The sequence below is a fragment of the Hydrogenophaga pseudoflava genome (assembly GCF_004353865.1).
Taxonomy (GTDB): Bacteria; Pseudomonadota; Gammaproteobacteria; order Burkholderiales; family Burkholderiaceae_C; genus Hydrogenophaga; species Hydrogenophaga pseudoflava.
In genome coordinates, this window is sequence record NZ_CP037867.1 from 1191959 (window position 1) to 1218238 (window position 26280).

The 26280-nt window shown below is 67.7% G+C and carries 22 protein-coding genes and 1 riboswitch; of the genes, 18 read left to right on the forward strand and 4 right to left on the reverse strand.

All coding sequences use genetic code 11. The annotated features are described in order from the left end of the window. Positions 1 to 2: 2 nt before the first annotated feature. The 11 genes from HPF_RS05865 to HPF_RS05915 all read left to right on the forward strand — a co-directional run bounded on the left by HPF_RS05865 (position 3) and on the right by HPF_RS05915 (position 12843). Entirely contained in the window at positions 3 to 923 is a 921-nt protein-coding gene (locus tag HPF_RS05865; protein WP_066156381.1) for an ABC transporter permease, read from the forward strand. A gap of 66 nt (positions 924 to 989) precedes the next feature. After that, positions 990 to 2144, forward strand: coding sequence for a BMP family ABC transporter substrate-binding protein (locus tag HPF_RS05870; protein WP_133156024.1), 1155 nt, complete (start codon positions 990 to 992; stop codon positions 2142 to 2144). A 69-nt stretch (positions 2145 to 2213) separates the two neighbouring features. Further along, positions 2214 to 3281, forward strand: coding sequence for an aromatic ring-hydroxylating oxygenase subunit alpha (locus HPF_RS05875; protein ID WP_133156025.1), 1068 nt, complete (start codon positions 2214 to 2216; stop codon positions 3279 to 3281). A gap of 14 nt (positions 3282 to 3295) precedes the next feature. After that, positions 3296 to 4303, forward strand: a complete 1008-nt coding sequence (locus HPF_RS05880; protein WP_133156026.1) for an adenosine deaminase — start codon at positions 3296 to 3298, stop codon at positions 4301 to 4303. A gap of 71 nt (positions 4304 to 4374) precedes the next feature. Continuing rightward, positions 4375 to 5919: a glycosyltransferase family 39 protein gene (locus HPF_RS05885; protein WP_133156027.1), complete on the forward strand. Its 1545-nt coding sequence runs from the start codon at positions 4375 to 4377 to the stop codon at positions 5917 to 5919. A 73-nt stretch (positions 5920 to 5992) separates the two neighbouring features. After that, positions 5993 to 7066, forward strand: a complete 1074-nt coding sequence (locus HPF_RS05890) for a BMP family ABC transporter substrate-binding protein (RefSeq protein WP_133156028.1) — start codon at positions 5993 to 5995, stop codon at positions 7064 to 7066. Positions 7067 to 7140: 74 nt separating this feature from the next. After that, a complete protein-coding gene (gene guaD / locus HPF_RS05895; RefSeq protein WP_133156029.1) occupies positions 7141 to 8415 on the forward strand; it encodes a guanine deaminase in 1275 nt (424 codons plus the stop codon). 37 nt (positions 8416 to 8452) lie between these two features. Then, entirely contained in the window at positions 8453 to 9022 is a 570-nt protein-coding gene (gene dcd / locus HPF_RS05900) for a dCTP deaminase (RefSeq protein ID WP_066156404.1), read from the forward strand. A gap of 170 nt (positions 9023 to 9192) precedes the next feature. Further along, complete coding sequence (locus HPF_RS05905) at positions 9193 to 10296, forward strand: fatty acid desaturase (RefSeq protein ID WP_127803152.1); 1104 nt, start codon at positions 9193 to 9195, stop codon at positions 10294 to 10296. Between the two features lie 112 nt (positions 10297 to 10408). Further along, positions 10409 to 11308: a KPN_02809 family neutral zinc metallopeptidase gene (gene ypfJ, locus HPF_RS05910; RefSeq protein WP_079364682.1), complete on the forward strand. Its 900-nt coding sequence runs from the start codon at positions 10409 to 10411 to the stop codon at positions 11306 to 11308. Between the two features lie 68 nt (positions 11309 to 11376). Beyond that, entirely contained in the window at positions 11377 to 12843 is a 1467-nt protein-coding gene (locus HPF_RS05915; protein ID WP_079364683.1) for a DEAD/DEAH box helicase, read from the forward strand. An 11-nt stretch (positions 12844 to 12854) separates the two neighbouring features. Here HPF_RS05915 and HPF_RS05920 read toward each other — a convergent pair whose 3' ends face one another. Further along, complete coding sequence (locus HPF_RS05920; RefSeq protein ID WP_079364684.1) at positions 12855 to 13685, reverse strand: symmetrical bis(5'-nucleosyl)-tetraphosphatase; 831 nt, start codon at positions 13683 to 13685, stop codon at positions 12855 to 12857. 9 nt (positions 13686 to 13694) lie between these two features. On the opposite strand from HPF_RS05920, the gene HPF_RS05925 reads away from it, so the two are divergent. Continuing rightward, positions 13695 to 14993: a hemolysin family protein gene (locus HPF_RS05925; RefSeq protein WP_133156030.1), complete on the forward strand. Its 1299-nt coding sequence runs from the start codon at positions 13695 to 13697 to the stop codon at positions 14991 to 14993. On the opposite strand, the gene HPF_RS05930 is transcribed toward HPF_RS05925, so the two are convergent. Continuing rightward, positions 14980 to 15873 carry a LysR family transcriptional regulator gene (locus HPF_RS05930; RefSeq protein WP_066156422.1) on the reverse strand — a complete coding sequence of 298 codons (894 nt, stop codon included), beginning with the start codon at positions 15871 to 15873 and terminating at the stop codon, positions 14980 to 14982. The two genes, HPF_RS05925 and HPF_RS05930, sit on opposite strands and share 14 nt — an antisense overlap. 116 nt (positions 15874 to 15989) lie before the next feature. Here HPF_RS05930 and HPF_RS05935 point away from each other — a divergent pair, with 116 nt between their 5' ends. The 4 genes from HPF_RS05935 to HPF_RS05950 all read left to right on the forward strand — a co-directional run bounded on the left by HPF_RS05935 (position 15990) and on the right by HPF_RS05950 (position 21226). Beyond that, complete coding sequence (locus tag HPF_RS05935) at positions 15990 to 17411, forward strand: form I ribulose bisphosphate carboxylase large subunit (RefSeq protein WP_133156031.1); 1422 nt, start codon at positions 15990 to 15992, stop codon at positions 17409 to 17411. Between the two features lie 134 nt (positions 17412 to 17545). Continuing rightward, positions 17546 to 17899: a ribulose bisphosphate carboxylase small subunit gene (locus HPF_RS05940; RefSeq protein WP_133156032.1), complete on the forward strand. Its 354-nt coding sequence runs from the start codon at positions 17546 to 17548 to the stop codon at positions 17897 to 17899. A 149-nt stretch (positions 17900 to 18048) separates the two neighbouring features. Then, a complete protein-coding gene (locus HPF_RS05945) occupies positions 18049 to 18852 on the forward strand; it encodes a CbbQ/NirQ/NorQ/GpvN family protein (protein WP_133156033.1) in 804 nt (267 codons plus the stop codon). Between the two features lie 16 nt (positions 18853 to 18868). Further along, entirely contained in the window at positions 18869 to 21226 is a 2358-nt protein-coding gene (locus HPF_RS05950) for a nitric oxide reductase activation protein NorD (RefSeq protein ID WP_133156034.1), read from the forward strand. 10 nt (positions 21227 to 21236) lie between these two features. Here HPF_RS05950 and HPF_RS05955 read toward each other — a convergent pair whose 3' ends face one another. After that, positions 21237 to 22316: an ornithine cyclodeaminase gene (locus HPF_RS05955; protein ID WP_127803142.1), complete on the reverse strand. Its 1080-nt coding sequence runs from the start codon at positions 22314 to 22316 to the stop codon at positions 21237 to 21239. 128 nt (positions 22317 to 22444) lie between these two features. Here HPF_RS05955 and HPF_RS05960 point away from each other — a divergent pair, with 128 nt between their 5' ends. Next, complete coding sequence (locus tag HPF_RS05960) at positions 22445 to 22864, forward strand: Lrp/AsnC family transcriptional regulator (protein WP_066156652.1); 420 nt, start codon at positions 22445 to 22447, stop codon at positions 22862 to 22864. Between the two features lie 28 nt (positions 22865 to 22892). Here the strand turns inward: HPF_RS05960 and HPF_RS05965 are convergent, their stop codons facing one another. Beyond that, positions 22893 to 25193, reverse strand: a complete 2301-nt coding sequence (locus tag HPF_RS05965; RefSeq protein WP_133156035.1) for an ATP-dependent DNA helicase — start codon at positions 25191 to 25193, stop codon at positions 22893 to 22895. Positions 25194 to 25260: 67 nt separating this feature from the next. Between HPF_RS05965 and HPF_RS05970 the strand changes: the two genes are divergently transcribed. Continuing rightward, a complete protein-coding gene (locus HPF_RS05970) occupies positions 25261 to 26082 on the forward strand; it encodes a hypothetical protein (protein WP_207959315.1) in 822 nt (273 codons plus the stop codon). 25 nt (positions 26083 to 26107) lie between these two features. Then, positions 26108 to 26275, forward strand: a riboswitch (yybP-ykoY riboswitch). Positions 26276 to 26280: the final 5 nt, after the last annotated feature.

A 26280-nucleotide genomic window follows, 5' to 3' on the forward strand; every position in this document is an offset into this window, starting at 1 on the left:
ACATGGAATCCACCGCACTCCTCATCGCTGCCTCGCTCAATGCCGGCACCGTGCTGGCCATCGCTTCGCTGGGCCTGCTGATCAACGAAAAGGCCGGCATCGTCAACCTGGGGGCAGAAGGCATGATGCTCTGCGCCGCTCTGGCCGGCTTTGCCACCGTGGTGCACACCGGCAGCACGGTGGCCGGCTTCGCCGCCGGCATGGCCGCGGGCGCGTTGCTGGCGGCCATCTTCGGCGGGCTGGTGATCTGGCTCAACACCAACCAGTACGCCACCGGGCTCGCGCTGTCGCTGTTCGGGGCCGGCTTCTCGGCCTTCGCCGGCACGTCCTACGTGCAGGAAAAGTTGCCCGAGCAATCGACCTTCGCGATCCCCCTGCTGGCCGACATCCCCTTCATCGGCAGCGCGCTGTTCCGGCACCACCCCATGGTCTACGTCTGCGTGGGCCTGGTCTTCGGGCTGATCTGGTTCCTGTTCCGCACGCGCGCCGGTCTGGTGCTGCGCAGCGTGGGCGAGAGCCCCGAATCGGCGCACGCGCTGGGTTACCCGGTGCGCCGCATCCGCCTGCTGGCCGTGATGGCCGGCGGCGCGCTGTGCGGTCTGGCCGGCGCCTACGTGTCGACCGTCTACACCCCGCTGTGGGTGGAGGGCATGATCGCCGGCAAGGGCTGGATCGCGCTGGCCCTGACCACCTTTGCCACCTGGCGCCCGGCACGCGTGTTGCTTGGGGCCTACCTGTTCGGTGGCGTGACCATGCTGCAGTTCCACCTGCAGGGCATGGGCGTCAATGTGCCGAGCCAGTTCCTGACCATGATGCCCTACCTCGCCACCATCGTCGTGCTGGTCCTGATCTCGCGCAACCCGACCTGGATCCGCGTGAACATGCCGGCGTCGATCGGCAAGCCGTTTTACCCGGGCTCCTGAGCTGGTGCCGGTTCATAATCATTCACTGTTCGTTTCATTTCACTCCCAACCCACCAAGAGGTTTCCATGACCGACCTGAACAAGCGTTCCCTGATCAAGCTGGCGGCCCTGACGGCTGTGGCCAGCGCGGCCCTGATCGGCTGCGGCAAGAAGGAAGAGGCGGCCGCGCCGGCGGCTGCGCCCGCACCGGCCCCGGCCGCCGCGGAGGCACCCAAGGCCGAGCCGCTGAAGGTCGCCTTCGCCTACGTCGGTCCCGTCGGTGACGGCGGCTGGACCTTCGCCCACGACAACGGCCGCAAGGCCCTCGAAGCCGAGTTCGGCGACAAGATCGTGACCAGCTTCGTCGAGAACGTGCCCGAGAGCGCCGACGCCGAGCGCGTGATCCGCGACCTGGCCAGCCAGGGCAACAAGCTGATCTTCGGCACCACTTTCGGCTACATGGAGCCCATGCTCAAGGTCGCACCCGACTTCAAGGACGTGAAGTTCGAGCACGCCACCGGCTACAAGACGGCCGAGAACCTGCGCACCTACGACAGCCGCACCTACGAAGGCGCCTACATGGCGGGTGTGATCGCCGGTTCCATGACCAAGTCCAATACCCTGGGCGTCGTGGCCTCGATCCCAATTCCCGAGGTGATCCGCAACATCAACAGCTTCACCCTGGGCGCGCAGTCGGTGAACCCCAAGGTCAAGACCAAGGTGGTCTGGGTGAACGGCTGGTTCGATCCGCCGAAGGAAACCGAAGCAGCCACCTCGCTGATCAACGGTGGCGCCGACGTGCTGATGCAGAACACCGACTCGTCGGCCGTGCTGCAGACCGCCGAGAAGATGGGCAAGCGCGCCTTCGGCTGGGACTCCGACATGACCGCCTACGGTCCCAAGGCCCACCTGGGTTCGGCCGTCATCAACTGGGGGCCGTACTACATCAAGTCCGTCAAGGACGCGCTGGAAGGCACCTGGGCCACCGGTGGCGTGTGGTGGGGCCACAAGGAAGGCGCGATCGACATGGTCTCCATCGCCGAAGACGTGCCGGCCGAAACCAAGGCCAAGATCGACACCATCAAGGCCGGCCTGAAGGACGGTTCCTTCTCCATCTGGAAGGGCCCGATCGTGGGTCAGGACGGCAAGGAAGTGCTGGCCAAGGACGCTGTGGCCGACGATGCTTTCCTCGGTGGCATCAAGTTCTACGTCAAGGGCGTCGAGGGGAAGCTCCCGAACTGAGTTCGGAACTTTGCTGACAGCCCGAACAAAGGCCGCCTTCGGGCGGCCTTTTCTGTTTCAAGGAACCACATGATCGAAAGACAACTCTGGCACCCGGTCATCGCCGGCATCCATCTGCGCGATGCGCCGCAGTCGGTCTCGCTGCTGGGGCAGGACGTCGTCCTGTGGCGCGAGCACGGCCACGAGGGACCGCACGGCGTGGTGCACGCCTGGGCCGACCGCTGCCCGCACCGGGGTGCGAAGCTGTCGCTGGGGCGGGTGCTCACCCACCTGCACGGCGCGCGGCTGGAGTGCCCCTACCACGGCTGGCAGTTCGCGGGCGACGGCGCCGCGTCGCAGGGCCACCACGGTGCGCCGGTGTCCGTTGGGCGCTGCGTGCATGTGCCGGCGGCCCCCGCCTTCGAGCCTCCCGCCGCGCACTGCGCCCAGGTGTTCGAGGCGCAGGAGCGCCATGGCCTGGTGTGGGTGCGGCTGGAGCGGCCCGACCTCTCGCAGCTGCCCGCCTCGCTGGCGCAGCCGCCCGCGTTCGAGCCCTGGGACGATCCCCTGTGGCGGCAGGTGGTCTGCGGACCCTACGCGGTGGAGACCAGCGCGCCGCGGCTGGTGGAGAACTTCCTGGACCTGAGCCACTTCGGCTTCGTGCACGAAGGCTGGCTGGGTGCGCGCAGCCACGCGCAGGTGGACACTGGCCGGGTGGACGAGGACGCCGATGGTGTGCATGCGCGCGAATGCAAGGCCTGGCAGCCCAGGGGCTACGCAGGCGCGGAAGAGGGCGGCTGGGTGGCCTACCGCTACGAGGTGCCACACCCCTTCGCGGCCATCCTGCGCAAGGACGCGGCCGAGGGCGACCCGGTCAGCAATGCCATCGCACTGTTCATCCGCCCCGACGGACCGGAAGCCTGCACCGCCTGGTTCGCCATGGCCACGCTGGGCGACCTGAGCGACGACGAAGAGCTGCGCGCCTTCCAGGACGCGGTGTTCGCGCAGGACAAGCCCATCGTCGAATCGCAGCAGCCCCGGCGCCTGCCCATCGGCAAGGACGGCGCCATCCCCGAAGTGCATGGCCCCGCCGACCGCATGTCCAGCGCCTACCGCCGTTACCTGGCCCGCACCGGCGTCTCGCTGGGTGTGTGCTGAACCGAAAGGACCCCATGAACGCCATCGAACTCGCCCGTGCCATCCCCAAGGCCGAACTGCACATCCACATCGAAGGTTCGCTCGAACCCGAACTGATCTTTGCCCTCGCGCAGCGCAACGGCGTGCCGCTGGCCTACCCCAGCGTGGAGGCGCTGCGCGCGGCCTACGCCTTCACCGACCTGCAGAGCTTCCTGGACATCTACTACGCGGGTGCCAGCGTGCTGCTGAAGCCGCAGGACTTCCACGACATGGCCTGGGCCTACTTCCTGCGCGCCAAGGCCGACAACGTCGTCCACACCGAACTGTTCTTCGACCCCCAGACCCACACCGCGCGCGGCGTGCCCATGGCGTCGGTGATCGAGGGTCTGTCTGGTGCCTGCAAACGTGCGGAATCCGAGCTGGGCATCAGCTCGGCGCTGATCCTGTGCTTCCTGCGCCATCTCAGCGAGGAAGACGCCTTCGCCACGCTGGAGGCGGCGCTGCCGTACCGCGGGCACTTCATCGGCGTCGGGCTGGATTCGAGCGAAGTCGGGCACCCGCCCGAGAAATTCGAGCGTGTGTTCGCGCGCTGCCGCGAACTGGGCCTGAAGCTCGTGGCCCACGCGGGCGAGGAGGGGCCGCCCGAGTACATGTGGCAGGCCATCGACCTGCTGAAGGTGCAGCGCATCGACCACGGCGTGGCGGCGCTGCAGGACCCGCTGCTCATGGCCGAGCTGGCCCACACCCGGATGCCGCTGACGGTGTGTCCCCTGTCCAACGTCAAGCTCTGCGTGGTGAAGGACCTGCGCGACCACCCGCTGAAAAAGATGCTGGACGCCGGCCTGTGCGCGACGGTCAATTCGGACGATCCGGCCTACTTCGGCGGCTACATGAACGCCAATTTCGAACAGACCGTGCAGGCCCTGGACCTCAGTCGCGAGGACGTGGTCCAGTTGGCGCGCAACAGCGTGGAGGCCAGCTTTGTCTCCGAGCAGCGCCGGAGTGAGATGTTCGACCGCATCGCCGCGTGCGCTGTGGGCTGAGGCCGCCTTAAGCGTTTCCAAAGTGTCGCGACCCACAATTTCGCCCATTCGTTTGGCGAAGGAGTGGGGCGGTGACGATTCGCAAGACGGGGCTGCCGTGGCAATGGTTGCCTGTGCTGGCCGTGCTGGCCTGGGCCCTGTTCCTCAGGCTGGACTACTTTGCGCCCGGGCGTTCCCTCTGGCTCGACGAGGCGATGCTGGGGGTGAACATCCAGCGCCAGAGCCTGCTCGGGCTGGTGCAGCCGCTGCTGTACGACCAGGCCGCACCACTCGGATTCCTTCTGCTCCAGTGGCTGATTCACCACCTGCTGGGTGGCTCCGACGACCTGTTGCGGGTGGTCCCTCTCCTGGCCGGTCTGGCCCTGCTGCCGATGGTGTTCCTGCTGGCGCGCCAGGACGGCAGCAGGCCCTTCGCCTGGTTGGCCCTGGCGCTGGTGGCGCTGGCGCCGGAGCATGTGCGCTACAGCAGCGAACTCAAGCAGTACTCGCTGGATGCGCTGGTGGCGGCGTATCTGATGTGGTGTTTCGGCGAGGCACTGAAGCAGCCAGCCGAGTCGCGGGCGCGCACACGGCTGGCCCTGTCCGGTGCGCTGGCGGTGTGGTTTTCCCATCCGTCGGTGTTCGTGCTGGCCGGGCTGGGCGGCGCGGTGGTGTTGCTGCACTGGCGCGAGCTGCGCGCCCCGTCGTTTCTCCGCTCCTGGGGCGGCGTGGCCGCCGCCTGGGCGATCAGCTTCGTGGTGCTGTACCTGCTGCACCTTCGTCATGTGGCGGCCAACCCGTCCCTCATCGACTTCTGGCGCCGCAGCTTCGCGCCGCTGCCGCCCTGGTCGCACTGGGGCTGGTACCGCGCCAGCCTGTCGGGCGTTCTGAACCATCTGTTCTCCATGCATGCGGGAGTGCTTCCGTCGGTGCTGCTGCTGCTTGGGATCGCGTCGCTCTGGGTGCGCCGACGGCCCCTGGCCCTGGCCATGGTGCTCACGCTGGTGGCCACGCTGGTCGCCTCGGCGCTGTCGCGCTATCCGTTCCACGGGCGGTTCCTGCTGTTCATGATGCCCGCCGCTGCCCTGGCGCTGGCCGAAGGGGTGGAGCGCTGCCGTCAATGGCTGCGCGACTGGCACCCGGGGCTGGCAGGCAGCGTGTACCTCGGACTGGCCAGTCTGCTGCTGTTCCATGCCGTTGACCTTGACCGGCAGCATCTGCGAGACCACCCGGTGATGGAGGAAATCAAGCCGTTGATGAAGGAGGTGGCTGCCCACCGGCGCGCCGGTGACCAGATCTATGTGTACTACGGCGCAGTGCCCGCGTTCTCCTTCTACGCAGCGCGGTACGGGTTCGGCCCCGGCGAGTTTGTGGAAGGGACCTTTCACCGCTGGCAGCCCGAGCTCTACCTGAGCGAGGTCGATCGTGCGCTGGGCGCGGGCCGGACCTGGTTCGTCTTCAGCCACAACTGCAACCACTGCCGGCCGCGTGTCAGGGTCAACGAGCAGCGTTTCATCCTCGACCACGCGGACCGCCGGGGAGCGCTGATCGAACAACTGGACACACCCGGCACCACGGCCTACCTGTACGACCTCGGACCGCCACGGTCCGACCCGGGGCTGGCAGCACACCGGTAAAATCATGTTCCAGCGAGCCGGTGCTTCCCCGGCTCGTTTTTTTTGTCTCACGGAAGCCATGTAGAGGACCACCATGTACAAAAACCTCGCTGCCGCGCTCGCGGCCGCCTGTTTTTTCTCCCCCGCTTTTTCCCAGTCCACGGCACCGGTCAAGGCCGCGTTTGTCTACGTCGCGCCGCTGTCCGACGCCGGCTGGGTGCGCCAGCACGATCAGGGCCGCCTGGCCGTGGAGGCCGCGCTGCCCGGCCAGGTCAAGACCAGCTACGTCGAGAACGTGGCCGAGGGCCCGGACGCCGAGCGTGTGATCCGCGACCTGGCCATGCAGGGCCACCAGATCATCTTCACACCCAGCTTCGGCTACATGGAGCCCACGCTTAAGGTCGCGCGGGAGTTCCCGAACGTGAAGTTCGAATCGGTCACCGGCTACAAGACTGCGCCCAACGTGGCGACGTCCAATGCGCGCTACTACGAAGGCCGCTACCTCGCCGGCATCGCCGCCGGCCGGATGGCCACGCAGGCCGGCTACGTGGCGGGGTTCCCGATTCCCGAGGTGCTGCAGGGCATCAACGCCTTCACCCTGGGCATGCGTTCGGTGAATCCCCAGGCCACGGTGCGTGTCGTGTTCCTCGGTGAGTGGTTCAACCCGCCGCGTGAGCGCGACGCGGCCATGAGCCTGATGAACCAGGGCGCCGAGGTACTGGCCTTCCACACCGGCTCCAATGCGGTGATGGTGGCCGCGCAGGAGCGCGGCAAGCTGGCCGTGGCCTACCACTCCGACATGCGCAAGGTCGCACCGGACGCGCAGGTCGCTGCCGTCACCCACCAGTGGGGCGACTACTACACCCGCCGCGTCAAGGCCGTGCTGGACGGCAGCTGGAAGAGCGCACAGGTCTGGGGCGGTGTGCGCGAGGGCATGATCCGCGTCGACAGCTTCGGCAGCAAGGTGCCGGCCGCCGTGCAGGCCGAGGTGCTGGCGCGTCAGAAAGACATGGCCAACGGCCGGCTGACGGTATTCGCTGGGGGCAAGACGGGTGTGAAGGACAACGAGGGCAAGACCATGATCGCCGCCGGCCAGTCGCTGGACGATGGCGCCATCCTGGGCATGAACTGGCTGGTCGAGGGTGTGGCCACGAAGCTGCCGCGATGACCCGCGCCGCCAAATGGTGACTATGTGGCAGGCGCTATGCTGCCGGTCCCTGGAGCCGCTAAGCTCCGGGGGCGATGAAAGCCTACCGTGCCGCCCTCCTGAGATTCGATGACCAAGGCCTGCCGCTCTACGACAGCGACGGCCTGCTGGTCGTCGGCCCCGATGCTTCCGGTCGCAAGGTGGTGCGCGCCGCGGGCAGCCACGACGCACTCATCGACCGCTTGGCCGGTGTCGCTGTTGAAGACCTGCGCGGCCACCTGATCGCGCCCGGTTTCATCGACCTGCACGTGCACTACCCGCAGACCGACGTGATCGGTGCACCGGCCTCCGGCCTGCTGCCCTGGCTCGAGAACTACACCTTCCCGCACGAGAGCCGTTTTGCCGACAAGGCCTATGCCCGTGGCGTGGCCGAGTTTTTCTTCGACGAACTGGCGCGCCATGGTGTGACCACCGCGCTGACGTTTGCCACTTCGCACCCGGTCTCGGTGGACGCCGCCTTCGAAGCCGCCCAGGCGCGCGGTCTGCGCTTCATCACCGGCAAGGTGCTGCAGGACCGCCACAGCCCCGACGGTGTGCGCGACCAGACCGGGCAGAGCCTGGCCGACACCGAGGCACTGATCCGGCGCTGGCACGGTGTCGACCGCCTGGGCTACGCCATCACCCCGCGCTTCGCCCCCACCAGCAGCGACGCGCAGCTGCGCGGTGCCGGCGAGCTGGCGGCGACATACAGCGATGTGTGGATCCAGTCGCATGTGGCGGAGAACCGCGACGAAGTGAAATGGGTGGCCGAGCTGTATCCGCAGGCCCGCAGCTACCTGGGGGTGTACGGCGACTTCGGCCTGCTGCGCGATCGTGCGGTCTATGCCCACTGCATCCACCTGGACGCTCACGACCGCATCCTCATGCGCGAGACCGGTGCGGCGGCGGCCGTCAGCCCCACCAGCAACCTGTTCCTGGGCAGCGGCTTCTTCGACTACGCCGCCGCCGACGCGGCCGGCATGCGCTACGGCCTTGCCAGCGATGTCGGTGGTGGCACCAGCTTCTCGCCCTTCCACACCATGCTGGCGGCCTACTACGTGGGGCGCGAGGGCCATACCAAGCCGGGCCTGAGCCTGACGCCCGGCCAGCTCTGGTGGCAGCACACGGCCGGCGCTGCGCGCGCACTGGGCCTGGAGGGGGTGGTGGGCAACCTCACCCCGGGTCATGAAGCCGATTTCGTGGTGCTGGATCCGAAGGCCACGCCGCTGCTGGAGCGCAAGACGGCACAGGCCGATTCACTGGATGAGCTGCTGTTTGCGCTGATCGTGCTGGGCGACGACCGCCTTGTCGCAAAGACCGTGACGGCGTGATCCTTACAATCTGCGGCTTACCTCCGGAGCACGCAGCATGAGCATCAAGAGCGACAAATGGATCCGCCGCATGGCCGAGCAGCACGGCATGATCGAGCCTTTCGAGCCGGGCCAGATCCGGCAGAACGCCGCGGGCCAGAAGATCGTCAGCTATGGCACCAGCAGCTACGGCTACGACATCCGCTGCGCACCCGAATTCAAGGTCTTCACCAACATCCACAGCACGGTGGTGGACCCGAAGAACTTCGACGAGAAGAGCTTCGTCGACATCAACTCCGATGTCTGCATCATCCCGCCCAACAGCTTTGCGCTGGCGCGTACCGTGGAGTACTTCCGCATTCCGCGCAGCGTGCTGACCATCTGTCTGGGCAAGAGCACCTATGCCCGGTGCGGGATCATCGTCAACGTCACGCCCTTCGAGCCCGAGTGGGAAGGCTATGTGACGCTGGAGTTCTCCAACACCACGCCCCTGCCCGCCAAGATCTACGCTGGTGAGGGCTGTGCCCAGGTGCTGTTCTTCGAGAGCGATGAGGTCTGCGAGACCAGCTACAAGGACCGGGGCGGCAAGTACCAGGGGCAAGTGGGCGTGACCTTGCCCAAAACCTGAGACGGCGTTCTCTAGACGGAAAAACCCATATTTTCGGCTTGACTTTTGTCAGGCAGGTTTCATCGCTGCCCGATAAAATCAAGAGGTTTGTCCGATTCCACCCCAATCCGGTGCGAAATTGCCCTTCCAAATGATGCCCGTCTGCCGGGCGCCCGCTTTTCTCGACCAGCATGTCCGAATCCACCTCCGCCGCTTCTTCGCCTGAACCGATTCCCCTCGGGCAGCCCCTGCCTCACCGCAAGGTGATCCGGGGCTGGCTGACGCCGATCGCCGAGCAGCGCACGGCCATGGGCATCGTTCTGCTGGCCGTCGACTGGGCGGTCTTCCTGGCGCTCATCGTCGGCACGGTGCTGCTGGACGCCTGGTGGGCCAAGCTGCTGTGCGGCCTGGCCGCGGGCTTCGTGATCGGGCGCCTGTTCATCATCGGCCACGACGCCTGCCACCAGAGCTACACGCCGCACCGGGGCCTGAACCGCATCCTGGGCCGCATTGCCATGGTGCCCTCGCTCACCCCCTACAGCCTGTGGGAAGTCGGCCACAACGTGGTGCACCACGGCTACACCAACCTCAAGGGCGTCGACTTTGTCTGGGCCCCGCTGACCAAGGAAGAGTTTGAAGGCCTGACGCCGGGCCGCCGCTTCATGGAGCGCATCTACCGCAGCGGCTGGGGTCCGGCGCTGTACTACCTGGTCGAGATGTGGTGGAACCGCATGTATTTCCCGCGCAAGACCTACATGGGCACCAGCCGCCCCGAATTCACGCGCGACGGCGTGTTCGTGACCGTCTACGCCGCGCTGTGGATCGCCGCACTGATCGGTGCCGCCTACGCCACCGAACAGTCCGCCTGGGCCCTGGTGGGCTACGGTTTTGTCATCCCGTTCCTGTTCTGGAACGCGATGATCGGCTTCGTGGTCTACGTGCACCACACCCACACGGCGGTGCAGTGGCACGACGACAAGCACGCCTGGGCCAAGGCCGCGCCCTTTGTGTCCACCACCGTGCATCTGACCTTCCCGATGAAGATCGGCGCGCTGATGCACCACATCATGGAACACACGGCGCACCATGTGGACATGAGCGTGCCGCTGTACAAGCTCAAGAACGCCCAGAAGCTGCTGGAGGACACGCTGCCCGGCCGCATCATCATCCAGCGCTTCTCCTGGCGCTGGTACTTCGAGACCGCGCGCAAGTGCAAGCTCTACGACTTCACGCGCCGCTGCTGGACCGATTTCCAGGGCCGCCCGACCAGCGATTTCAAGCCGGCTGTGGCCTGAAATCCTCAGCCCCGGTACTTTCTCAAGCGCTGCCTCGGCAGCGCTTTTTATTGCTGCTTTCGTTTGCATAATGTGGCGATGGCCCCGCCGCAGGCGGCCCGAGGAGCAGTGCATGAAATGGGAAAACAACCGCCAGTCGGACAACATCGAGGACCGCCGCAACCAGCCGGGAGGCGGCATGTTTGGCGGCGGTGCCCCGCGCCGTGTGGGCGGACGTGGCATCGGCTTCGGCACCATCGTGATCGCGCTGATCGCGGGCTGGATCTTCGGTATCAACCCGCTGACCATCCTGGGGGCGCTGGGCGACGGGGGTGAGCTGGTGTCCGGCCCTGCTCAGACGGTACCGGCGGGGAGCACCGACAGGCCGGACGATGAGATGGGGCGCTTCGTCTCCTCCGTGCTGGCTGGCACCGAGGATGTCTGGACCGCCATGTTCCAGCAGGGTGGTGCCCAGTACCAGCAGCCCCGGCTGGTGCTGTTCCGGGGCGCGACACCCACGGCCTGCGGGACGGGGCAGTCCGCCATGGGCCCGTTCTACTGCCCGGGCGACCAGAAGGTCTACATCGACCTGAGCTTCTACGACACTCTGCGACGCCAGCTCGGTGCGCCGGGCGACTTTGCCCAAGCCTATGTGATCGCGCACGAGGTGGGGCACCACGTGCAGAACCAGATGGGCCTGACGGAAAAGATGGAGCAGGCCCGGCGCCGTGTCAGCGAGCGCGAATACAACGCGCTGTCGGTGCGGCTGGAACTGCAGGCCGACTGTTTTGCCGGCATATGGGCGCATCACAACCACAAGAGCAAGGCGATCCTGGAACCCGGCGATGTCGAGGAAGCGCTGAATGCGGCGGCCGCCATCGGCGACGATGCCCTGCAGCGCAAGAGCCAGGGGCAGGTGGTCCCGGACAGCTTCACCCACGGCACCAGCGAACAGCGCCAGCGCTGGTTCCACAAGGGGCTGGAAACCGGCAGCGTGCAGGCCTGCGACACCTTCAACACGCGGGCCCTCTGAGTGCCGCTGCCCAACATTTGGGCAATCAAGGGTCAAAGTGAGACAATAGACGGCTAACCTGAAAGTCCATGACCCAATCCTTTTCCGAACTCCAGCTCTCGCCCAACCTCGCCCGTGCCATCGCGGAAATGGGCTACGAGAGCATGACACCCATCCAGGCGCAGGCCATTCCGGTCGTGCTGCAAGGGCGCGACGTGATGGGTGCCGCGCAGACCGGCACCGGCAAGACGGCGGCCTTCTCGCTGCCCCTGCTGCAGCGCATGCTCAAGCACGAGAACGCCTCCACCTCGCCCGCACGCCACCCGGTGCGCGCCCTGGTGCTGCTGCCGACGCGCGAACTGGCCGACCAGGTGGCCGACCAGATCAAGCAGTACGCCAAGCACACCCAGCTGCGCAGCACGGTGGTGTTCGGCGGCATGGACATGAAGCCGCAGACGCTGGAGCTCAAGAAGGGTGTCGAGGTGCTGGTGGCCACGCCGGGCCGTCTGCTGGACCACATCGAGGCCAAGAACTGCGTGCTCAACCAAGTCGAGTACGTGGTGCTCGACGAAGCCGACCGCATGCTGGACATCGGCTTCCTGCCCGACCTGCAGCGCATCCTGAGCTACCTGCCCAAGACCCGCACCACGCTGCTGTTCTCGGCCACCTTCTCGCCCGAGATCAAGCGCCTGGCCAGCAGCTACCTGCAGGACCCGATCACCATCGAGGTGGCCCGCTCCAACGCCACGGCCTCCACGGTGGAGCAGCATTTCTACCGCGTGGACGACGACGACAAGCGCCAGACGCTCAAGCAGATCGTCAAGGAGCGCGGTGTGACGCAGGCCTTCGTCTTCGTCAACAGCAAGCTCGGCTGCGCCCGCCTGGCCCGTTCGCTGGAGCGTGAAGGTCTCAAGACCACGGCCCTGCACGGCGACAAAAGCCAGGACGAGCGCCTGAAGGCGCTGGATGCCTTCAAGAAGGGTGAAGTCGACCTGCTGGTCTGCACCGATGTGGCTGCGCGTGGTCTGGACATCAAGGACGTGCCGGCGGTGTTCAACTTCGACATCCCGTTCAACGCCGAGGACTACGTGCACCGCATCGGCCGCACGGGCCGCGCCGGGGCGTCGGGTCTGGCCGTGTCCTTTGTCAGTGGCAAGGACACGCGCCTGATGGCCGACATCGAGAAGCTGATCGGCAAGAAGCTTGAGCTCGAAGCGCTGGAGTTGGAGGCCGACCGCAAGCCCGCTGGCCGTTTCAACGACGGCCAGCGCGCCTGGCGCGAAGGCGACGACGAAGGTCGCCGCGAGATCCGCCAGGCCCGCGAAGCGCGCGAGCCCCGTGAACCGCGCGAAGAACGCCGTGCATCGCGTCCGGCGCGTGCGCCTGCTGACCCGCTGTTCGACAAGCCCTATGAGCCCGCCCTGGCGGCAGACGCCAAGCCGTCCTGGGAGGCCGCGGCAAAACCGGCGGCCACCAGCCGCCTGTCCCCCAACATCAAGTCCCGCAAGAAGGTGCCGGCGCTGTTCAAGGCTTCGGCTCCGGCGGAAAACACCTGAGCCCGCGGGGCTCAGGCGCCCGGCTTCTGGGCCTGCGCGCAGCGCACGCTGATGCGTTCGGCATCGCCGTCGGACCCGATCCGGGCCGCGGTCAGGCAGCCGCCCCACACGCACCCGGTGTCCAGCGCCAGCAGATCGTGGCGCGGCACCTCGCCCAGGGTGGACCAGTGCCCAAAGGCGATGCGGGTGCCCTCGGCGCGCCGCTGCGGTACATCGAACCACGGCATGAAGCCCGCAGGCGCTGATGCCGCGCTGTCCTTGGTCTCGAACTCCATCACACCGTCGGCGCTGCAGAAGCGCAGCCGCGTGAGCGCGTTCACGATCACGCGCAGCCGGTCGAGCCCGTGGAGCTGCTCGCTCCACCGGTCAGGCCGGTTGCCGTACATGTTGTGCAGGAACACGCCCCAGTCCGGACCGCGCAGCTCGCCCTCGAGCTCGGCCGCCAGGGCCAGCGTCTGCGCCGCGTCCCACTGTGGCAACACACCCGCATGCACCATGAGCCAGCCCTGCCTCTGCAGCGCCAGGGGGCGTGCGCGCAACCAGTCGAGCAGGGCAGCCCGGTCGGGGGCCTGCAGGATGTCGTCCAGCGTGTCGCTGCGATGCGGCTTGCGCACGCCGTGCGCGACCGCCAGCAGGTGCAGGTCGTGGTTGCCCAGCAGGCAGTGGGCGCTGGCCTCCAGCGCCACCATGCGCCGCAGCACTGCCAGCGACTGCGGTCCGCGGTTGACCAGGTCGCCCAGCAGCACCAGGGTGTCGCGGCTGGGAGAAAACGCGATCTCGTCGAGCAGGCGGGCCAGGGCGTCGTCGCAGCCCTGCACATCGCCGATCAGGTAAAGTGCCATCGCCCGATTATGGATACCCTGCTGATCATTTTTCTCACGCTGCTCAACGGCGCGTTCGCAATGTCCGAGATGTCCCTGGCGGCCAGCCGCAAGGCGCGCCTGGCGGCGATGGCAGAGGTGGGCGACAAGGGCGCACAGACCGCGCTGCACCTGCTGGAACACCCCACACAGTTCCTGTCGTCGGTGCAGGTGGGCATCACTTCCATCGGCATGCTCAACGGCATCGTCGGCGAGGCGGCGTTCAGCGACGACCTGTCGGCCTGGATCCGCACTTTCGGCGTGGCCGATGGCACCGCCCAGGGCGTGGCCACTGCGATCGTGGTGGCGGTCATCACTTTCGTGACCATCGTGTTCGGGGAACTGGTGCCCAAGCGCATCGGCCAGCTCTACCCCGAAACCGTGGCCCGCTGGGTCTCGCGCCCGATGGCCTACGTCGCCAAGGGGGCCAAGCCCTTTGTCTGGCTGCTCACGCACACCACGCAGTGGGTGCTCAAGCTGCTGCGCATCGACACCAGCGCGCAGCAGATCGTGACCGAGGAGGAAATCAACGCCAGTCTGGAAGAGGGGGTGGACGCCGGCATCATCGAGGCGCACGAGCACCAGATGGTGCGCAACGTGTTCCTGCTCGACGACCGGCAGCTGATCTCCATCATGGTGCCGCGTGCCGACATCCACTGGCTGGACGCCGCCGACAGCATCGAGGGCGCCGCGGCCCAGGCCTGGTCGGTGGGGCACTCGTGGTACCCGGTGTGCCGCGGGGGGCTGGACGATGTGGTGGGTGTGATCCACCTGCCCCGCCTGCTGGCCTTGCGCGAGGCGGGCACGGCCGGAACCATCGGCGAGCATGCCCAGCCCGCCACCTTCGTGCCCGAGACCCTGACCGGCATGGAACTGCTGGAACAGTTCCGCGAGCGGGCCACGCGTATGGCCTTCGTGGTGGACGAGTACGGTGTGGTGCAGGGGCTGATGACGCCCATGGACCTGCTGGAAGCGATCACTGGCGAGCTGTCGCCCGAGCGGCCGGTGGACGCCTGGGCCACGCCCCAGGCCGACGGCTCCTGGCGCGTGGACGGTGCCATGCCCGTGGCAGAGCTCAAGGCCCGCCTGGACATTGATGAGCTGCCGGACGAGGACAAGGGCCGCTACAACACCGTGGCCGGCCTGATGCAGGCCGAGGCCGGCCAGTTGCTCGCGCAGGGCGAGGGCGTCGACTGCGCGGGTTGGCACTTCGAGGTGATCAAGCTCGAAGGCCGGCGCATCGACCAGGTGCGCATCAGCCCCTTGGCTCAGCCCCTCACCGATGGGTGAACAGCCAGTCCTTGAAAGCCTGCGCCGCTGCTGACAGGCGCTTGCCGCGCGGCACCACCACGTGCCAGCGGCGAATGAGCGGGAAGCCCCTCACGTCCAGCTGAACCAGCTCGCCCAGCGCAAGCTCCGCCGTCACCGTGTGGGCCGACAGCACGGCCAGGCCCAGGCCGCCGGCCACGGTCTGCTTGATCGCCTCGTTGCTGCCCACCTCCAGCCGGTTCTTCATCGTGATGCCGTGGTCGGCAAAGAACTTCTCCGACGTCAGGCGCGTGCCCGAACCGGGCTCGCGCAGGATAAACGGCTCGCTTCTCAGCCGTTCGGGGGCGATGCGCTTCTTGCCCACCAGGGGGTGGTCGGGCGGCGCCACCAGCACCAGCGGGTTGTCGGCAAAGGCCTCGCTGACCACGTCCATCTGATCGGGCGGCTGGCCCATGATGTAGAGGTCGTCCTCGTTGCCCGCCAGGCGCTGCAGCAGCTTCTCGCGGTTGCCCACCACCATCGCCACGTCGATGCCCGGGTGCGCCGCGCAGAAGCCGCCGAGCAGCTTGGGCACGGTGTACTTCACCGTGGTCAGGATGGCCAGCTTGACGCTGCCGCGCTCGACCCCCTGAAGCGCGGCGAGGTCTTCGCCCAGCCGTTCCATGCGCGCCTCGATGTCCTCGCAGGCCGCAGCCAGCGTGCGGCCGGCAGCGGTCAGGTAGATCTTCTTGCCCAACTGCTCGAACAGCGGCTGGCCCACCGATTCCGACAGCTGCTTGACCTGCAGCGACAGCGTGGGTGGCGAGAGGTGCAGCGCCTCGGCGGCGCGCGCGAAGCTGCCGTTCTGCGCGACGGCGTGAAAGATGCGCAACTGGTGCAGGGTGGCGTGCCGCAGGCTCACGGGGGTGTCCAGTATGATTTGAAAATCAGAACATCATCGTCAGAACATTTTACTTTTATTTATTGTTCAGGAGGCCAAGAATCCGCTCCATTCCCACCCAACCAGGAGCAATGCAGATGGCGACGAAAACCTACAACGCGGGCGTCAAGGAGTACCGCAGCACGTACTGGGAGCCCCACTACACCCCCAAGGACACCGACATCCTCGCGTGTTTCAAGATCACGCCGCAGCCCGGCGTGGACCGCGAGGAAGTGGCCGCCGCCGTCGCCGCCGAGTCGTCCACCGGCACCTGGACCACGGTCTGGACCGACCTGCTGACCGACCTGGACTACTACAAGGGACGCGCCTACCGCATCGAGGACGTGCCCGGCGACGACACCTGCTTCTACGCCTTCGTGGCCTACCCGATCGACCTGTTCGAGGAGGGCTCGGTGGTCAACGTGCTGACCTCGCTGGTGGGCAACGTGTTCGGCTTCAAGGCCCTGCGCGCCCTGCGCCTGGAAGACGTGCGCTTCCCGATCGCCTACGTGAAGACCTGCGGCGGACCGCCCCACGGCATCCAGGTCGAGCGCGACATCATGAACAAGTACGGCCGCCCGCTGCTGGGCTGCACCATCAAGCCCAAGCTGGGTCTGTCGGGCAAGAACTATGGCCGCGCCGTGTACGAATGCCTGCGCGGTGGCCTGGACTTCACCAAGGACGACGAGAACGTCAACAGCCAGCCCTTCATGCGCTGGCGCCAGCGCTTCGACTTCGTGCAGGAGGCGATCGAGAAGGCGCAGCGCGAGACCGGCGAGCGCAAGGGCCACTACCTGAACGTGACCGCGCCGACGCCGGAGGAGATGTACAAGCGCGCCGAATACGCCAAGGAGCTGGGCGCACCGATCATCATGCACGACTACCTGACCGGCGGCCTGTGCGCCAACACCGGTCTGGCCAACTGGTGCCGCGACAACGGCATGCTGCTGCACATCCACCGCGCCATGCATGCCGTGCTCGACCGCAACCCGCACCACGGCATCCACTTCCGCGTGCTGACCAAGGTGCTGCGCCTCTCGGGCGGTGACCACCTGCACTCGGGCACCGTGGTGGGCAAGCTCGAAGGCGACCGCGCCTCGACCCTGGGCTGGATCGACATCATGCGCGACAGCTTCATCAAGGAAGACCGCAGCCGCGGCATCTTCTTCGACCAGGACTTCGGCTCCATGCCCGGCGTGATGCCGGTGGCCTCGGGCGGCATCCATGTGTGGCACATGCCGGCGCTGGTCAACATCTTCGGCGACGACTCGGTGCTGCAGTTCGGCGGCGGCACGCTGGGCCACCCCTGGGGCAACGCCGCCGGCGCCGCCGCCAACCGCGTGGCGCTGGAAGCCTGTGTCAAGGCGCGCAACGAGGGCATCGCCGTCGAGAAGGAAGGCAAGGCCGTGCTGACCGAAGCCGCCAAGCACTCGCCCGAACTGAAGATCGCCATGGAAACCTGGAAAGAGATCAAGTTCGAATTCGACACGGTGGACAAGCTCGACATCGCCCACAAGTAAACCGGCCGATTTCGATCCATGACTTTGTCGCAAAGCCTTGCCGTGCCTTCAGCACTGTCTGCGGCTTTGCTTCGCGTCCTGAATCGAACTTGACCGGTTCGGACGCAGCAGATTCTTTCTAAAGGACACACACCATGAGCATGCAGGACTACCACAGCCGCCTCTCCGACCCCGCCAGCCGCAAGTTCGAGACCTTCTCCTACCTGCCGGCGATGAGCAACGACGAGATCCGCAAACAGGTCGAGTACCTGGTCAAAAAAGGCCTGAACCCGGCCATCGAGCACACCGAGCCGCAGTACCTGATGGATTCCTACTGGTACATGTGGAAGCTGCCCATGTTCGGCGAGACCGATGTGGACAAGGTGCTGGCCGAATGCGAGGCCTGCCGCAAGGCCAACCCGGACAACCACGTGCGTCTGATCGGCTACGACAACTTCAGCCAGTCGCAAGGGGCGAGCATGGTCATCTACCGCGGGAAGACGGTGTGACCCCCCTGCGCCGCTGCGCGACTTCCCCCCTGAAAGGGGGGACGATGCCTGTGGCCCGGCAAAGCCGGTTCCACGGCATCTCTGGACCGAGACACGCGCGGGGCATCGCCAAAGAGCAGACGCCACGCCTGGACATAGCGGAGATACCCATGAGCGAACAACTGGACGCCTACCGCGTCGCCCAGCAACCCTATTACCGCCCGGTGGCCGACGAGGTCGAGCTGTTTGAGGCCGCGTATTCGGTGCGCATGCCCATGATGCTCAAGGGCCCCACCGGCTGCGGCAAGACCCGCTTCGTCGAGCACATGGCCTGGAAGCTGAACAAGCCCCTGATCACCGTGGCCTGCAACGAAGACATGACTGCGAGCGACCTGGTCGGCCGCTTCCTGCTCGACGCCAACGGCACCCGCTGGCAGGACGGCCCGCTGGCCACCGCCGCGCGCCACGGCGCCATCTGCTACCTCGACGAGGTGGTCGAGGCGCGCCAGGACACCACCGTGGTCATCCACCCGCTGACCGACAACCGCCGCGTGCTGCCGCTGGAAAAGAAGGGCGAACTGGTCAAGGCCCATCCGGATTTCCAGATCGTCATCTCCTACAACCCGGGCTACCAGAGCCTGATGAAAGACCTGAAGCAGTCCACCAAGCAGCGCTTCGGTGGTCTTGACTTCAACTACCCCGAACACGCGGTCGAGGCCGAGATCGTGGCGCACGAGACTGGCGTGAGCGCCGACGTGGCCGGCAAGCTGGTCGGCATCGCCGAGCGCGCGCGCAACCTCAAGGGCCACGGCCTGGACGAAGGCATCTCCACCCGCATGCTGATCTACGCAGGCAGTCTGATCGCGCAGGGCGTGGCCGCGCAGGCCGCGTGCCGTGTGGCCTTGGTGCGTCCGATCACGGACGACCCGGACATGCGCGACGCGCTCGACGCGGCGGTCGCCACGTTCTTCTGATCTGAGAAGGTCGGCCATGAGCGCCCACCTGCACGACCACGCCGAGTGGACCGACCAGTTGGACCCGGGCTCGCTGGAGCTGCTGGAGCGTTGCTGGCCGGATGCGACCAAAGTGTTCTCGGCGCGCGGGCTCGACAACTATGTCAAGGGCGCCGCCGCGTTGCGCGGCCTCGGCCGTGGCCACGAACTGGTCAACGCCTGGATCGATGGCGCGCCGCAGGTGGCCAAAGAGATCGGCGAGGACGTGGTGGGCGAACTCGCGACCACCGCGCTGCTGCTCGCGTCCAAGACCTCGGGCGCGGTGATCGAGCTGGTGCTGGCCACCGCGCCCACCGCCGCACGCCGCCTGGCCGACGGTGCGCTGTTCCTGCAGTACTTGCAGTTCCTCAACACCCTGGTGGCGCAGGCGCCGCGCGGCCTGCGGCCCATGCTGGGGCAGCTCGACGCGCTGTTTGGCCAGCTCACGCTGGGCGGCCTGCGGCGCTGGTCCACCTGGGGCGCGCAGGCGCACCGCACCAACTACGAGGAACAGATCGCCTACTTCGGCCTGCAGTCCAAAGAGTCGCTGGCCATGCTGCAGAAGGAGCGCAAAGGCACGCTGCTGGTGGACGTGCAGCGGCGCATCAACATGTACCTGCGCGCGCTCTGGGGCCGCGACTTCTTCATGCGCCCGACGGCGGGGGATTTTGAATCCCGTGATGGTTACCGCCCTTTCATCGAGGACTATTTCATCCACCTGCCCGACGCGTATGACGCGGTGGACGGCCACAGCGGCACGGTGGATGCGACCGAGCTCTACCGCGCCGCCGCCGCGCACGCCGCGGCCCACGTGGTGTTCACGCGCCGGCCGATCTCGGCCGAATCGCTCAGTCCCTGGCAGATGGCGCTGATCGGTGTGGTGGAGGACGCGCGCATCGAGGCGCTGACGCTGGCGCGGTTCCCGGGCCTGCGCCCGCTGTGGGCCAGCCTGCACACCGCGCAGGCCACCCAAGACAAGACCGCCGGCGACTGGCTGGGCCGCCTGGCGCGTGCGCTGCTCGATCCGGCGTATGAGGACGCCAACCCCTGGATCGCCCAGGGCCGAACATTGTTCGCCGAGGCGACGCAGCGCCTCCAGGCCGATCCGCACGACAACACCGTGTCGTGGGACATCGGCGTGCAGCTGGCGCACAGCTACCGTGAACTCACGCAGGGGCCGGCGTTCCAGCCGCGCACCGACGTGCAGACCGCGGCCTACCGCGACGACAACCGCTATTTCTGGGCCTTCGACGGCTTCGACTTCGAGCGCTCCATCGCCACCGGCTACGAGCCGCCGCAGCAGCTGCGCAAGCAGGTGAACCTGATGGAGTTCGTCAACGAGCTGGAAGTGGAGGGCGCGGGCGACGACGCGCAGGAGATCTGGGTGCTCGGCACCGAGCTGTTTCCCTACGAAGACCTGGGCGTGTCCTTCAACGAAAGCGAAGGCCGCGAGCCGGTGCTGCCGCCGGTGCACTACGGCGAGTGGGACCACCTGATCCAGCTCGAACGACCGGCCTGGGCCACGGTGCAGGAGCGCCGACCCAAAGCCGGCGACGCGGCGGTGATCGACGGCATCCTGGCCGAACACCGGCGCCTGATCGGCCGCATGAAATACATCCTGGACGCGATGCAGCCGCAGGGCGTTCAGCGCATCCGCAAGCTCGAAGACGGCGACGAGATCGACCTCAACGCGGCGCTCGCGTCGGTGATCGAGATGCGCATGGGCCGCCAGCCCGACCCGCGCATCATGATGCGCAGCGTACGCAAGACGCGCGACATCTCGGTGCTGGTGCTGCTGGACCTCTCGCAGTCCACCAACGACAAGGTGGCGGGCCAGGAACACACGGTGCTGGAACTGACGCGCTCGGCCTGCGCGCTGCTGGCCGACGCGATCCAGAAGGTGGGCGACCCGTTCGCCATCCACGGCTTCTGCTCCGACGGCCGGCACGACGTGAATTACTGGCGCTTCAAGGACTTCGACCAGCCCTACGACGACCTGGCGAAAGCACGGCTGGCCGGCATGGAAGGGCAGCTGTCCACCCGCATGGGCGCCGCCATCCGCCACGCCACGGCCGCGCTCAAGGCGCAGCGCAGCAGCAAGAAGCTGCTGCTGGTCATCACCGACGGCGAACCGGCCGACGTGGACGTGCGCGACCCGCAGTACCTGCGGCACGACACCAAGAAGGCGGTGGAGGAGGCCGGCCGGAACGGCGTGACGACCTACTGCATGAGCCTGGACCCGCGCGCCGACCAGTACGTCAGCCGCATCTTCGGCGCGCGCCACTACCTGGTCGTGGACAAGGTGGAGCGGCTCCCCGAGAGGCTGCCGGTGCTGTATGCGGGGCTGACGCGCTGAGCGGCGGGACTCAGGCCGCTACAGCGGCCGTGGCCCGCAGCGAGCCGAACAGGTTCTTGGGATCGGCCAGCGGCGGCACCAGGGCGATGCGCTCGCCCAGGCCCAGATGCTCGGCGGTTTGCTGCATGAAGCGCAGGGCCGAGAAGTCTTCCAGCGCGAAGCCGACCGAGTCGAACACGGTGACCTGATCGGCGCTGTCGCGACCGCTGCGTTCGCCGCGCAGCACCTGCCAGAACTCGGTGACGGCGAAGTCCGCCGGCTGGTGCTGGATCTCGCCCTCGATGCGCGACTGCGGCTCGTACTCCACGAACACCTTGGACGCATGAAGGATGTCGCCGTGCAGTTCGGTCTTGCCCGGGCAGTCGCCGCCCACGGCGTTCAGGTGCATGCCGGGTTGAATCATCTCGGGCGTGAGGATGAGCGCGTTGCGCTTGTCGGCGGTGACGGTGGTGACGATGTCTGCGCCACGCACCGCCTCGGCCGTGCTGGCGCAGACGGTGACGCGCAGGCCGCTGCCCTGCAGGTTGCCCACCAGCTTGGCGCTGGCGGCCGGGTCCACGTCGTACACGCGCAGCTCGGTGATGCCCAGCAGGTGCTGGAAGGCCAGGGCCTGGAACTCGCTCTGCGCGCCGTTGCCGATCAGCGCCATCACGCGGCTGTCGGGGCGCGCCAGCACCTTCGCGGCCAGGGCCGACATGGCGGCTGTGCGCAGCGCGGTGGTCAGGGTCAGTTCGCTCAGGAACAGCGGTGCGCCGGTGGCCACGTCGGCCAGCACGCCGAACGCCATCACGGTCGACAGACCCAGGCGGGTGTTGCCGGGGTGGCCGTTGACGTACTTGAAGCTGTAGCGCTGCGCGTCGGCCACGGGCATCAACTCGATCACGCCGACGTCGGAATGCGCGGCCACGCGGGCCGTCTTGTCGAAATCGGCCCAGCGCAGGAAGTCGGCGCGGATGTTCGCGGCGATGGCCTCGATGCAGGCGGCCACGCCGTGGCGACGCACCAGCTCGGCGGCTTCGGGGGCGCCCAGGTAGAGCGTGCCGGCTTCCACGAAGCGGGCGAGATCGGGGTTCTGGACGGTGGTTTTCATGGCTTGTCTCCGGGCAGCACAGGGGGAGCTGGCAGTGTGGCGGAGGGCAGAGGCAATGAAAACCGCCAAACTTGTACTGAAACGGCAGAAAATCGGTCACATCGACAGAGTTTTTTGACGTTTTGCACATGGATGACCTCGACCAACGCCTCATCGCCCTGCTGCGCCAGGACGCGCGCCTCTCGGTGGCCGACCTGGCCCACAAGCTGCAGGTCTCGCGCGGCACGGTCACCAACCGGTTGCGCAAGCTCGAAGACACCCAGGTGATCGTGGGTTACACCGTGCGCCTCAAACCCGAGGCGCAGCCCGAGCGCATCCGCGCCTGGATGGGTGTTCAGGTGGAAGGCAACCGCACGCGCGAGGTGATCGCCAGCCTGCTGGGCGAGCCGTCTGTGGCGGCCCTGCACGACACCAACGGCCGCTGGGACCTGCTGGCCGAGCTGGCGGTGGGCTCGATGGCCGAGCTGTCGCAGGCGCTGGAGCGCATCCGCCTGCTCAGCGGCATCCGCGGCACGGAAACCAGCATCCTGCTGACTTCGTACCGCTGACCCTGCGCCGCCACGGTCGAGGCCGCCGTCAGGGCCGGGGCGCCACCTCGACCCGCCACCAGGACGGCAGCAGGCGCCGCACCTCGGCGCGGGCGAAGCGGTCGTCCAGCAGCCAGACGCAGCCCCGATCCTGTTCGGAGCGGATCACCCGCCCGGCCGCCTGCACCACCCGCATCAGGCCCGGGAACAGGTAGGTGTGGTCGTAGCCGTGGCCGGTGCGCTGCTGCAGCCGCTCGCGCACGCGCTCGTTTTCGGCGTTGACCTGGGGCAGCCCCAGGGTGGCGATGAAGGCGCCCACCAGCCGCTCGCCCGGCAGGTCGATGCCTTCACCGAAGGCGCCGCCCAGCACCGCAAAACCCACGCCCTGGCCGCCTTCGACGAAGCGGGCCACGAAGGCGTCGCGCTCGGGTTCTTCCATGCCGCGCGTCTGTGACCAGTGCGGCAGGTCCGGGTGGCGCTGTGCCAGCCGCTGGCGTGCCAGGTCCAGGTACTCGAAGCTGCTGAAGAAGGCCAGGTAGTTGCCGGGGCGCTCGTGGAACTGGGCGCCGATGACATCCACCAGCGCGTCCAGCGAGCGCAGCCGGTCGGGGTAGCGGGTCGAGATCCAGGGCGCGATCCGCACCCGCAACTGCTCGGCGGCGAACGGCGAGGGCAGATCGACATGGGCTGCGTCGGCCGGCAGCCCGAGCATCTCCTTCACATGCGCCACCGGTGACAGCGTGGCCGAGAACAGGGTGGCGCTGTGCGCCGCCGCCCAGCTCGCTTCGAGCCAGGGCGCGGGCACCACGTTGCGGATGCGCAGTGTCGGCAGCCGCCGGCCGCGCCCGCCCGGCGGTGCGGCCCAGGGCCCCGCTTCGCACAGCGAGTGCTCGCCGAAGCCTTCGGCGATGCGCACGAAGTGCAACGCCTCGAACACCCAGTTCTGCAGCGCCGGGTCGGGCGTGTGGCCGGGCTGCGGGGTCAGCAGATCCAGCAGGCTGTTGCAGGTGTTCTGCAAGGTGGTGGTCCAGTCGTCCGGCAGGCCATCGGCCAGCGCCTGCGTGCCTTCGGCCGGCGGCAGGTCGCGGGCGAGGGCGCTCCAGCGGCGGTGCAGGGTGTCCATGGCCTTGCGAACCTCCGGCGCCGCCTCGTGCCGCAGGCGCAGGAACTCGTGTGCGTTCAGCGTGGCGCTGTACATGCTGCGCGCGCGGTCGATCAGGTTGTGCGCCTCGTCCACCAGCAGCGCTGCGCGCCAGCCCTGGTCCTCGGCCAGCGCGAACCAGTGCGCGCCCACATCGAACCAGTGGTTGTAGTCGCCCACCAGCACGTCGCACCAGCGCTGCATTTCCTGGCCTAGGTAGTAGGGGCAGACACCGTGTTCCAGCGCCAGCGCGCGCAGGCGGTCGCGGTCCAGCCAGGCGGCCTGTGCCGCCGCCTCGCGCGCGGCGGGCAGGCGGTCGTAGAAGCCGCGCGCCAGCGGGCAAGACTCGCCGTGGCAGGCCTTGTCCGGGTGCTCGCAGGCCTTGTCGCGCGCCAGGCGTTCGAGTACCCGCAGCGGCAGGCGCGTGGGAGCGCCCAGCCGCTCCAGCGCGTCCAGCGCCAGCTGCCGGCCGGTGGTGCGGGCGGTGAGGAAGAGCAGGCGGTCGGTGCCCTGGTCGGGCATGGCGCGCAGGCTGGCGAACACCGTGGCCATGGTCTTGCCGATGCCGGTGGGGGCCTGGGCCAGCAGGTGGCGCGCGCGGGTGTTGGCGCGGTACACATCGGCCGCCAGTTCGCGCTGCCCGGTGCGGAACGAGGGAAAGGGAAACGCAAGCGCCGTCAGGGCCTCGTCCCTTGCATGCCGGTGCAGCTGATCGGCCCAGGCCCAGGCGAAGTACCGCTCGCACAGGTCCTCGAAGAAGTCCCGCAGCGCATCGGCGGTGCAGGTCTCGGTCAGCACCGTTTCCTGCCCGCTGTCGATGTCGAAATAGACCAGGGCCACCTCGATCTGCGCCAGTGACAGCTGCTCGCACAGCATCCAGCCGTAGACGCGGGCCTGTGCCCAGTGCAGGGCCTGGTGGTTGGCCGGCACACGACCGGCGTCGCCGCGGCGGGTCTTGATCTCCTCGACGCGCCGGGCCACGGGGTCGAACCCATCGGCCCGGCCCTGCACCACCAGCGGGCCGAAGCGGGCGCTCAGCGCCAGTTCGCGCTGGTAGCCGGCGCCGCGCCGCGCGGTCACGGTCTGGTGCCCCGCGATGCCTTCGACGCCGGTCGGCGAGGGCGTGAAGCGCAGGTCGAGGTCGCCGCTGCGCGCGGTGAAGTGGCACAGCGTGCGCACCGACACGGCGATGTCGACGACCGGAAACATGGGCGGATGAACCAAGGGAAACACCAGAGGGAGCTGGTCATCGTACTGGATATATAGTCAGTCCATCATGGATGCCGCATCCGATTCCCCACACGATCCTGGCCCCGTGCTCACGCGCATCCACCACCGGCGCCTGCGCGAGATCCACCGCTCGGCCGGCTGGCCCTGCCAGGACATGGTCGAGGTGGAGCTGCTGGCCGCGGGGCTGCTGGAGCGGCGGCTGGACCAGAGGCGGGAGACGCTGCGCGTGACGGAAGCGGGCATCCAGGTGCTGGCGCGGGTGTTCGCCGGCAACAAGGCGGCGCGTTCGGCCCACGAGGCCCTGGTGGAGCAGGTGGCCACCGCGATGGCCCGGTCCGGGCGCCTGGCCTGGCGGGGGCTGGCGCTGCGGGTGGCGCTGCCCATGGAGCTGCTGACCGGTGAACCAGCTGAAAAGGTGATCGCCGAGCCGGGACCGCAGGGGCTCTGGACCGAACTGGCCGCGCCCGAGCCACCCCCGGCGCACGGCTGGTGCATGGCCTGTCCCGACGTGTTTTCGATCCGCAATTCCTCGGTGGAGGCCTACCTGGAGCCGGTGGTGCACGAGATCAAGGTGCACCGCTCGGACCTGCTGGGCGACCTCAAGAAGCCGGCCAAGCGCGCCGCCTACCTGGGCATGGCCGGCGCCTGCTGGTACGTGCTGGGGGAAGACACCAAGGGGCGACCCATCGGCGCGCCCGACGAAGTACCGGCCGAGTGCGGCGTGATGCTGGTCGAGCGCGGTGCGCTGCGGGTGGCGCGCGAGGCGCCCCGGCGTGCGGTGGAGCGGCTGCCGTTCCACGTGTGGATGGCGCTGGCCAAGGCCGGGCCGGCCTGGCGCGAGGACGACCCGTCGCAACAGGCGCTCTGAGGGCGCGCGCGGCGCCGGCTACAATCGCCCGGTCATTGGGGAGTAGCCGCTCTTCACCTTGAAGAGGCCCGCGTCAACACACTTGTCCGTTCCCGGACATGGCGCAGGCAGTCCCGCACCTGGCAAGACCTTTGACCACGATGCTCCGCATGAGGCCGGGGTGCGTCGTGGTCAAACGCGTTCTGTGCCGGCCCGTGA

Excerpts from the sequence above, each read along its gene's own strand:
- HPF_RS05905 (WP_127803152.1), top strand. The coding sequence starts at position 9,193 with ATGTCCGAATCCACCTCCGCCGCTTCTTCGCCTGAACCGATTCCCCTC.
- HPF_RS05865 (WP_066156381.1), top strand. The coding sequence starts at position 3 with ATGGAATCCACCGCACTCCTCATCGCTGCCTCGCTCAATGCCGGCACC.
- HPF_RS05920 (WP_079364684.1), bottom strand. The coding sequence starts at position 13,685 with ATGGCACTTTACCTGATCGGCGATGTGCAGGGCTGCGACGACGCCCTG.
- HPF_RS05875 (WP_133156025.1), top strand. The coding sequence starts at position 2,214 with ATGATCGAAAGACAACTCTGGCACCCGGTCATCGCCGGCATCCATCTG.
- guaD (WP_133156029.1), top strand. The coding sequence starts at position 7,141 with ATGAAAGCCTACCGTGCCGCCCTCCTGAGATTCGATGACCAAGGCCTG.
- HPF_RS05925 (WP_133156030.1), top strand. The coding sequence starts at position 13,695 with ATGGATACCCTGCTGATCATTTTTCTCACGCTGCTCAACGGCGCGTTC.
- dcd (WP_066156404.1), top strand. The coding sequence starts at position 8,453 with ATGAGCATCAAGAGCGACAAATGGATCCGCCGCATGGCCGAGCAGCAC.
- HPF_RS05915 (WP_079364683.1), top strand. The coding sequence starts at position 11,377 with ATGACCCAATCCTTTTCCGAACTCCAGCTCTCGCCCAACCTCGCCCGT.
- HPF_RS05970 (WP_207959315.1), top strand. The coding sequence starts at position 25,261 with ATGGATGCCGCATCCGATTCCCCACACGATCCTGGCCCCGTGCTCACG.
- HPF_RS05890 (WP_133156028.1), top strand. The coding sequence starts at position 5,993 with ATGTACAAAAACCTCGCTGCCGCGCTCGCGGCCGCCTGTTTTTTCTCC.
- HPF_RS05960 (WP_066156652.1), top strand. The coding sequence starts at position 22,445 with ATGGATGACCTCGACCAACGCCTCATCGCCCTGCTGCGCCAGGACGCG.
- HPF_RS05870 (WP_133156024.1), top strand. The coding sequence starts at position 990 with ATGACCGACCTGAACAAGCGTTCCCTGATCAAGCTGGCGGCCCTGACG.
- HPF_RS05955 (WP_127803142.1), bottom strand. The coding sequence starts at position 22,316 with ATGAAAACCACCGTCCAGAACCCCGATCTCGCCCGCTTCGTGGAAGCC.
- HPF_RS05950 (WP_133156034.1), top strand. The coding sequence starts at position 18,869 with ATGAGCGCCCACCTGCACGACCACGCCGAGTGGACCGACCAGTTGGAC.
- HPF_RS05945 (WP_133156033.1), top strand. The coding sequence starts at position 18,049 with ATGAGCGAACAACTGGACGCCTACCGCGTCGCCCAGCAACCCTATTAC.
- HPF_RS05940 (WP_133156032.1), top strand. The coding sequence starts at position 17,546 with ATGAGCATGCAGGACTACCACAGCCGCCTCTCCGACCCCGCCAGCCGC.
- HPF_RS05880 (WP_133156026.1), top strand. The coding sequence starts at position 3,296 with ATGAACGCCATCGAACTCGCCCGTGCCATCCCCAAGGCCGAACTGCAC.
- HPF_RS05965 (WP_133156035.1), bottom strand. The coding sequence starts at position 25,193 with ATGTTTCCGGTCGTCGACATCGCCGTGTCGGTGCGCACGCTGTGCCAC.
- HPF_RS05935 (WP_133156031.1), top strand. The coding sequence starts at position 15,990 with ATGGCGACGAAAACCTACAACGCGGGCGTCAAGGAGTACCGCAGCACG.
- ypfJ (WP_079364682.1), top strand. The coding sequence starts at position 10,409 with ATGAAATGGGAAAACAACCGCCAGTCGGACAACATCGAGGACCGCCGC.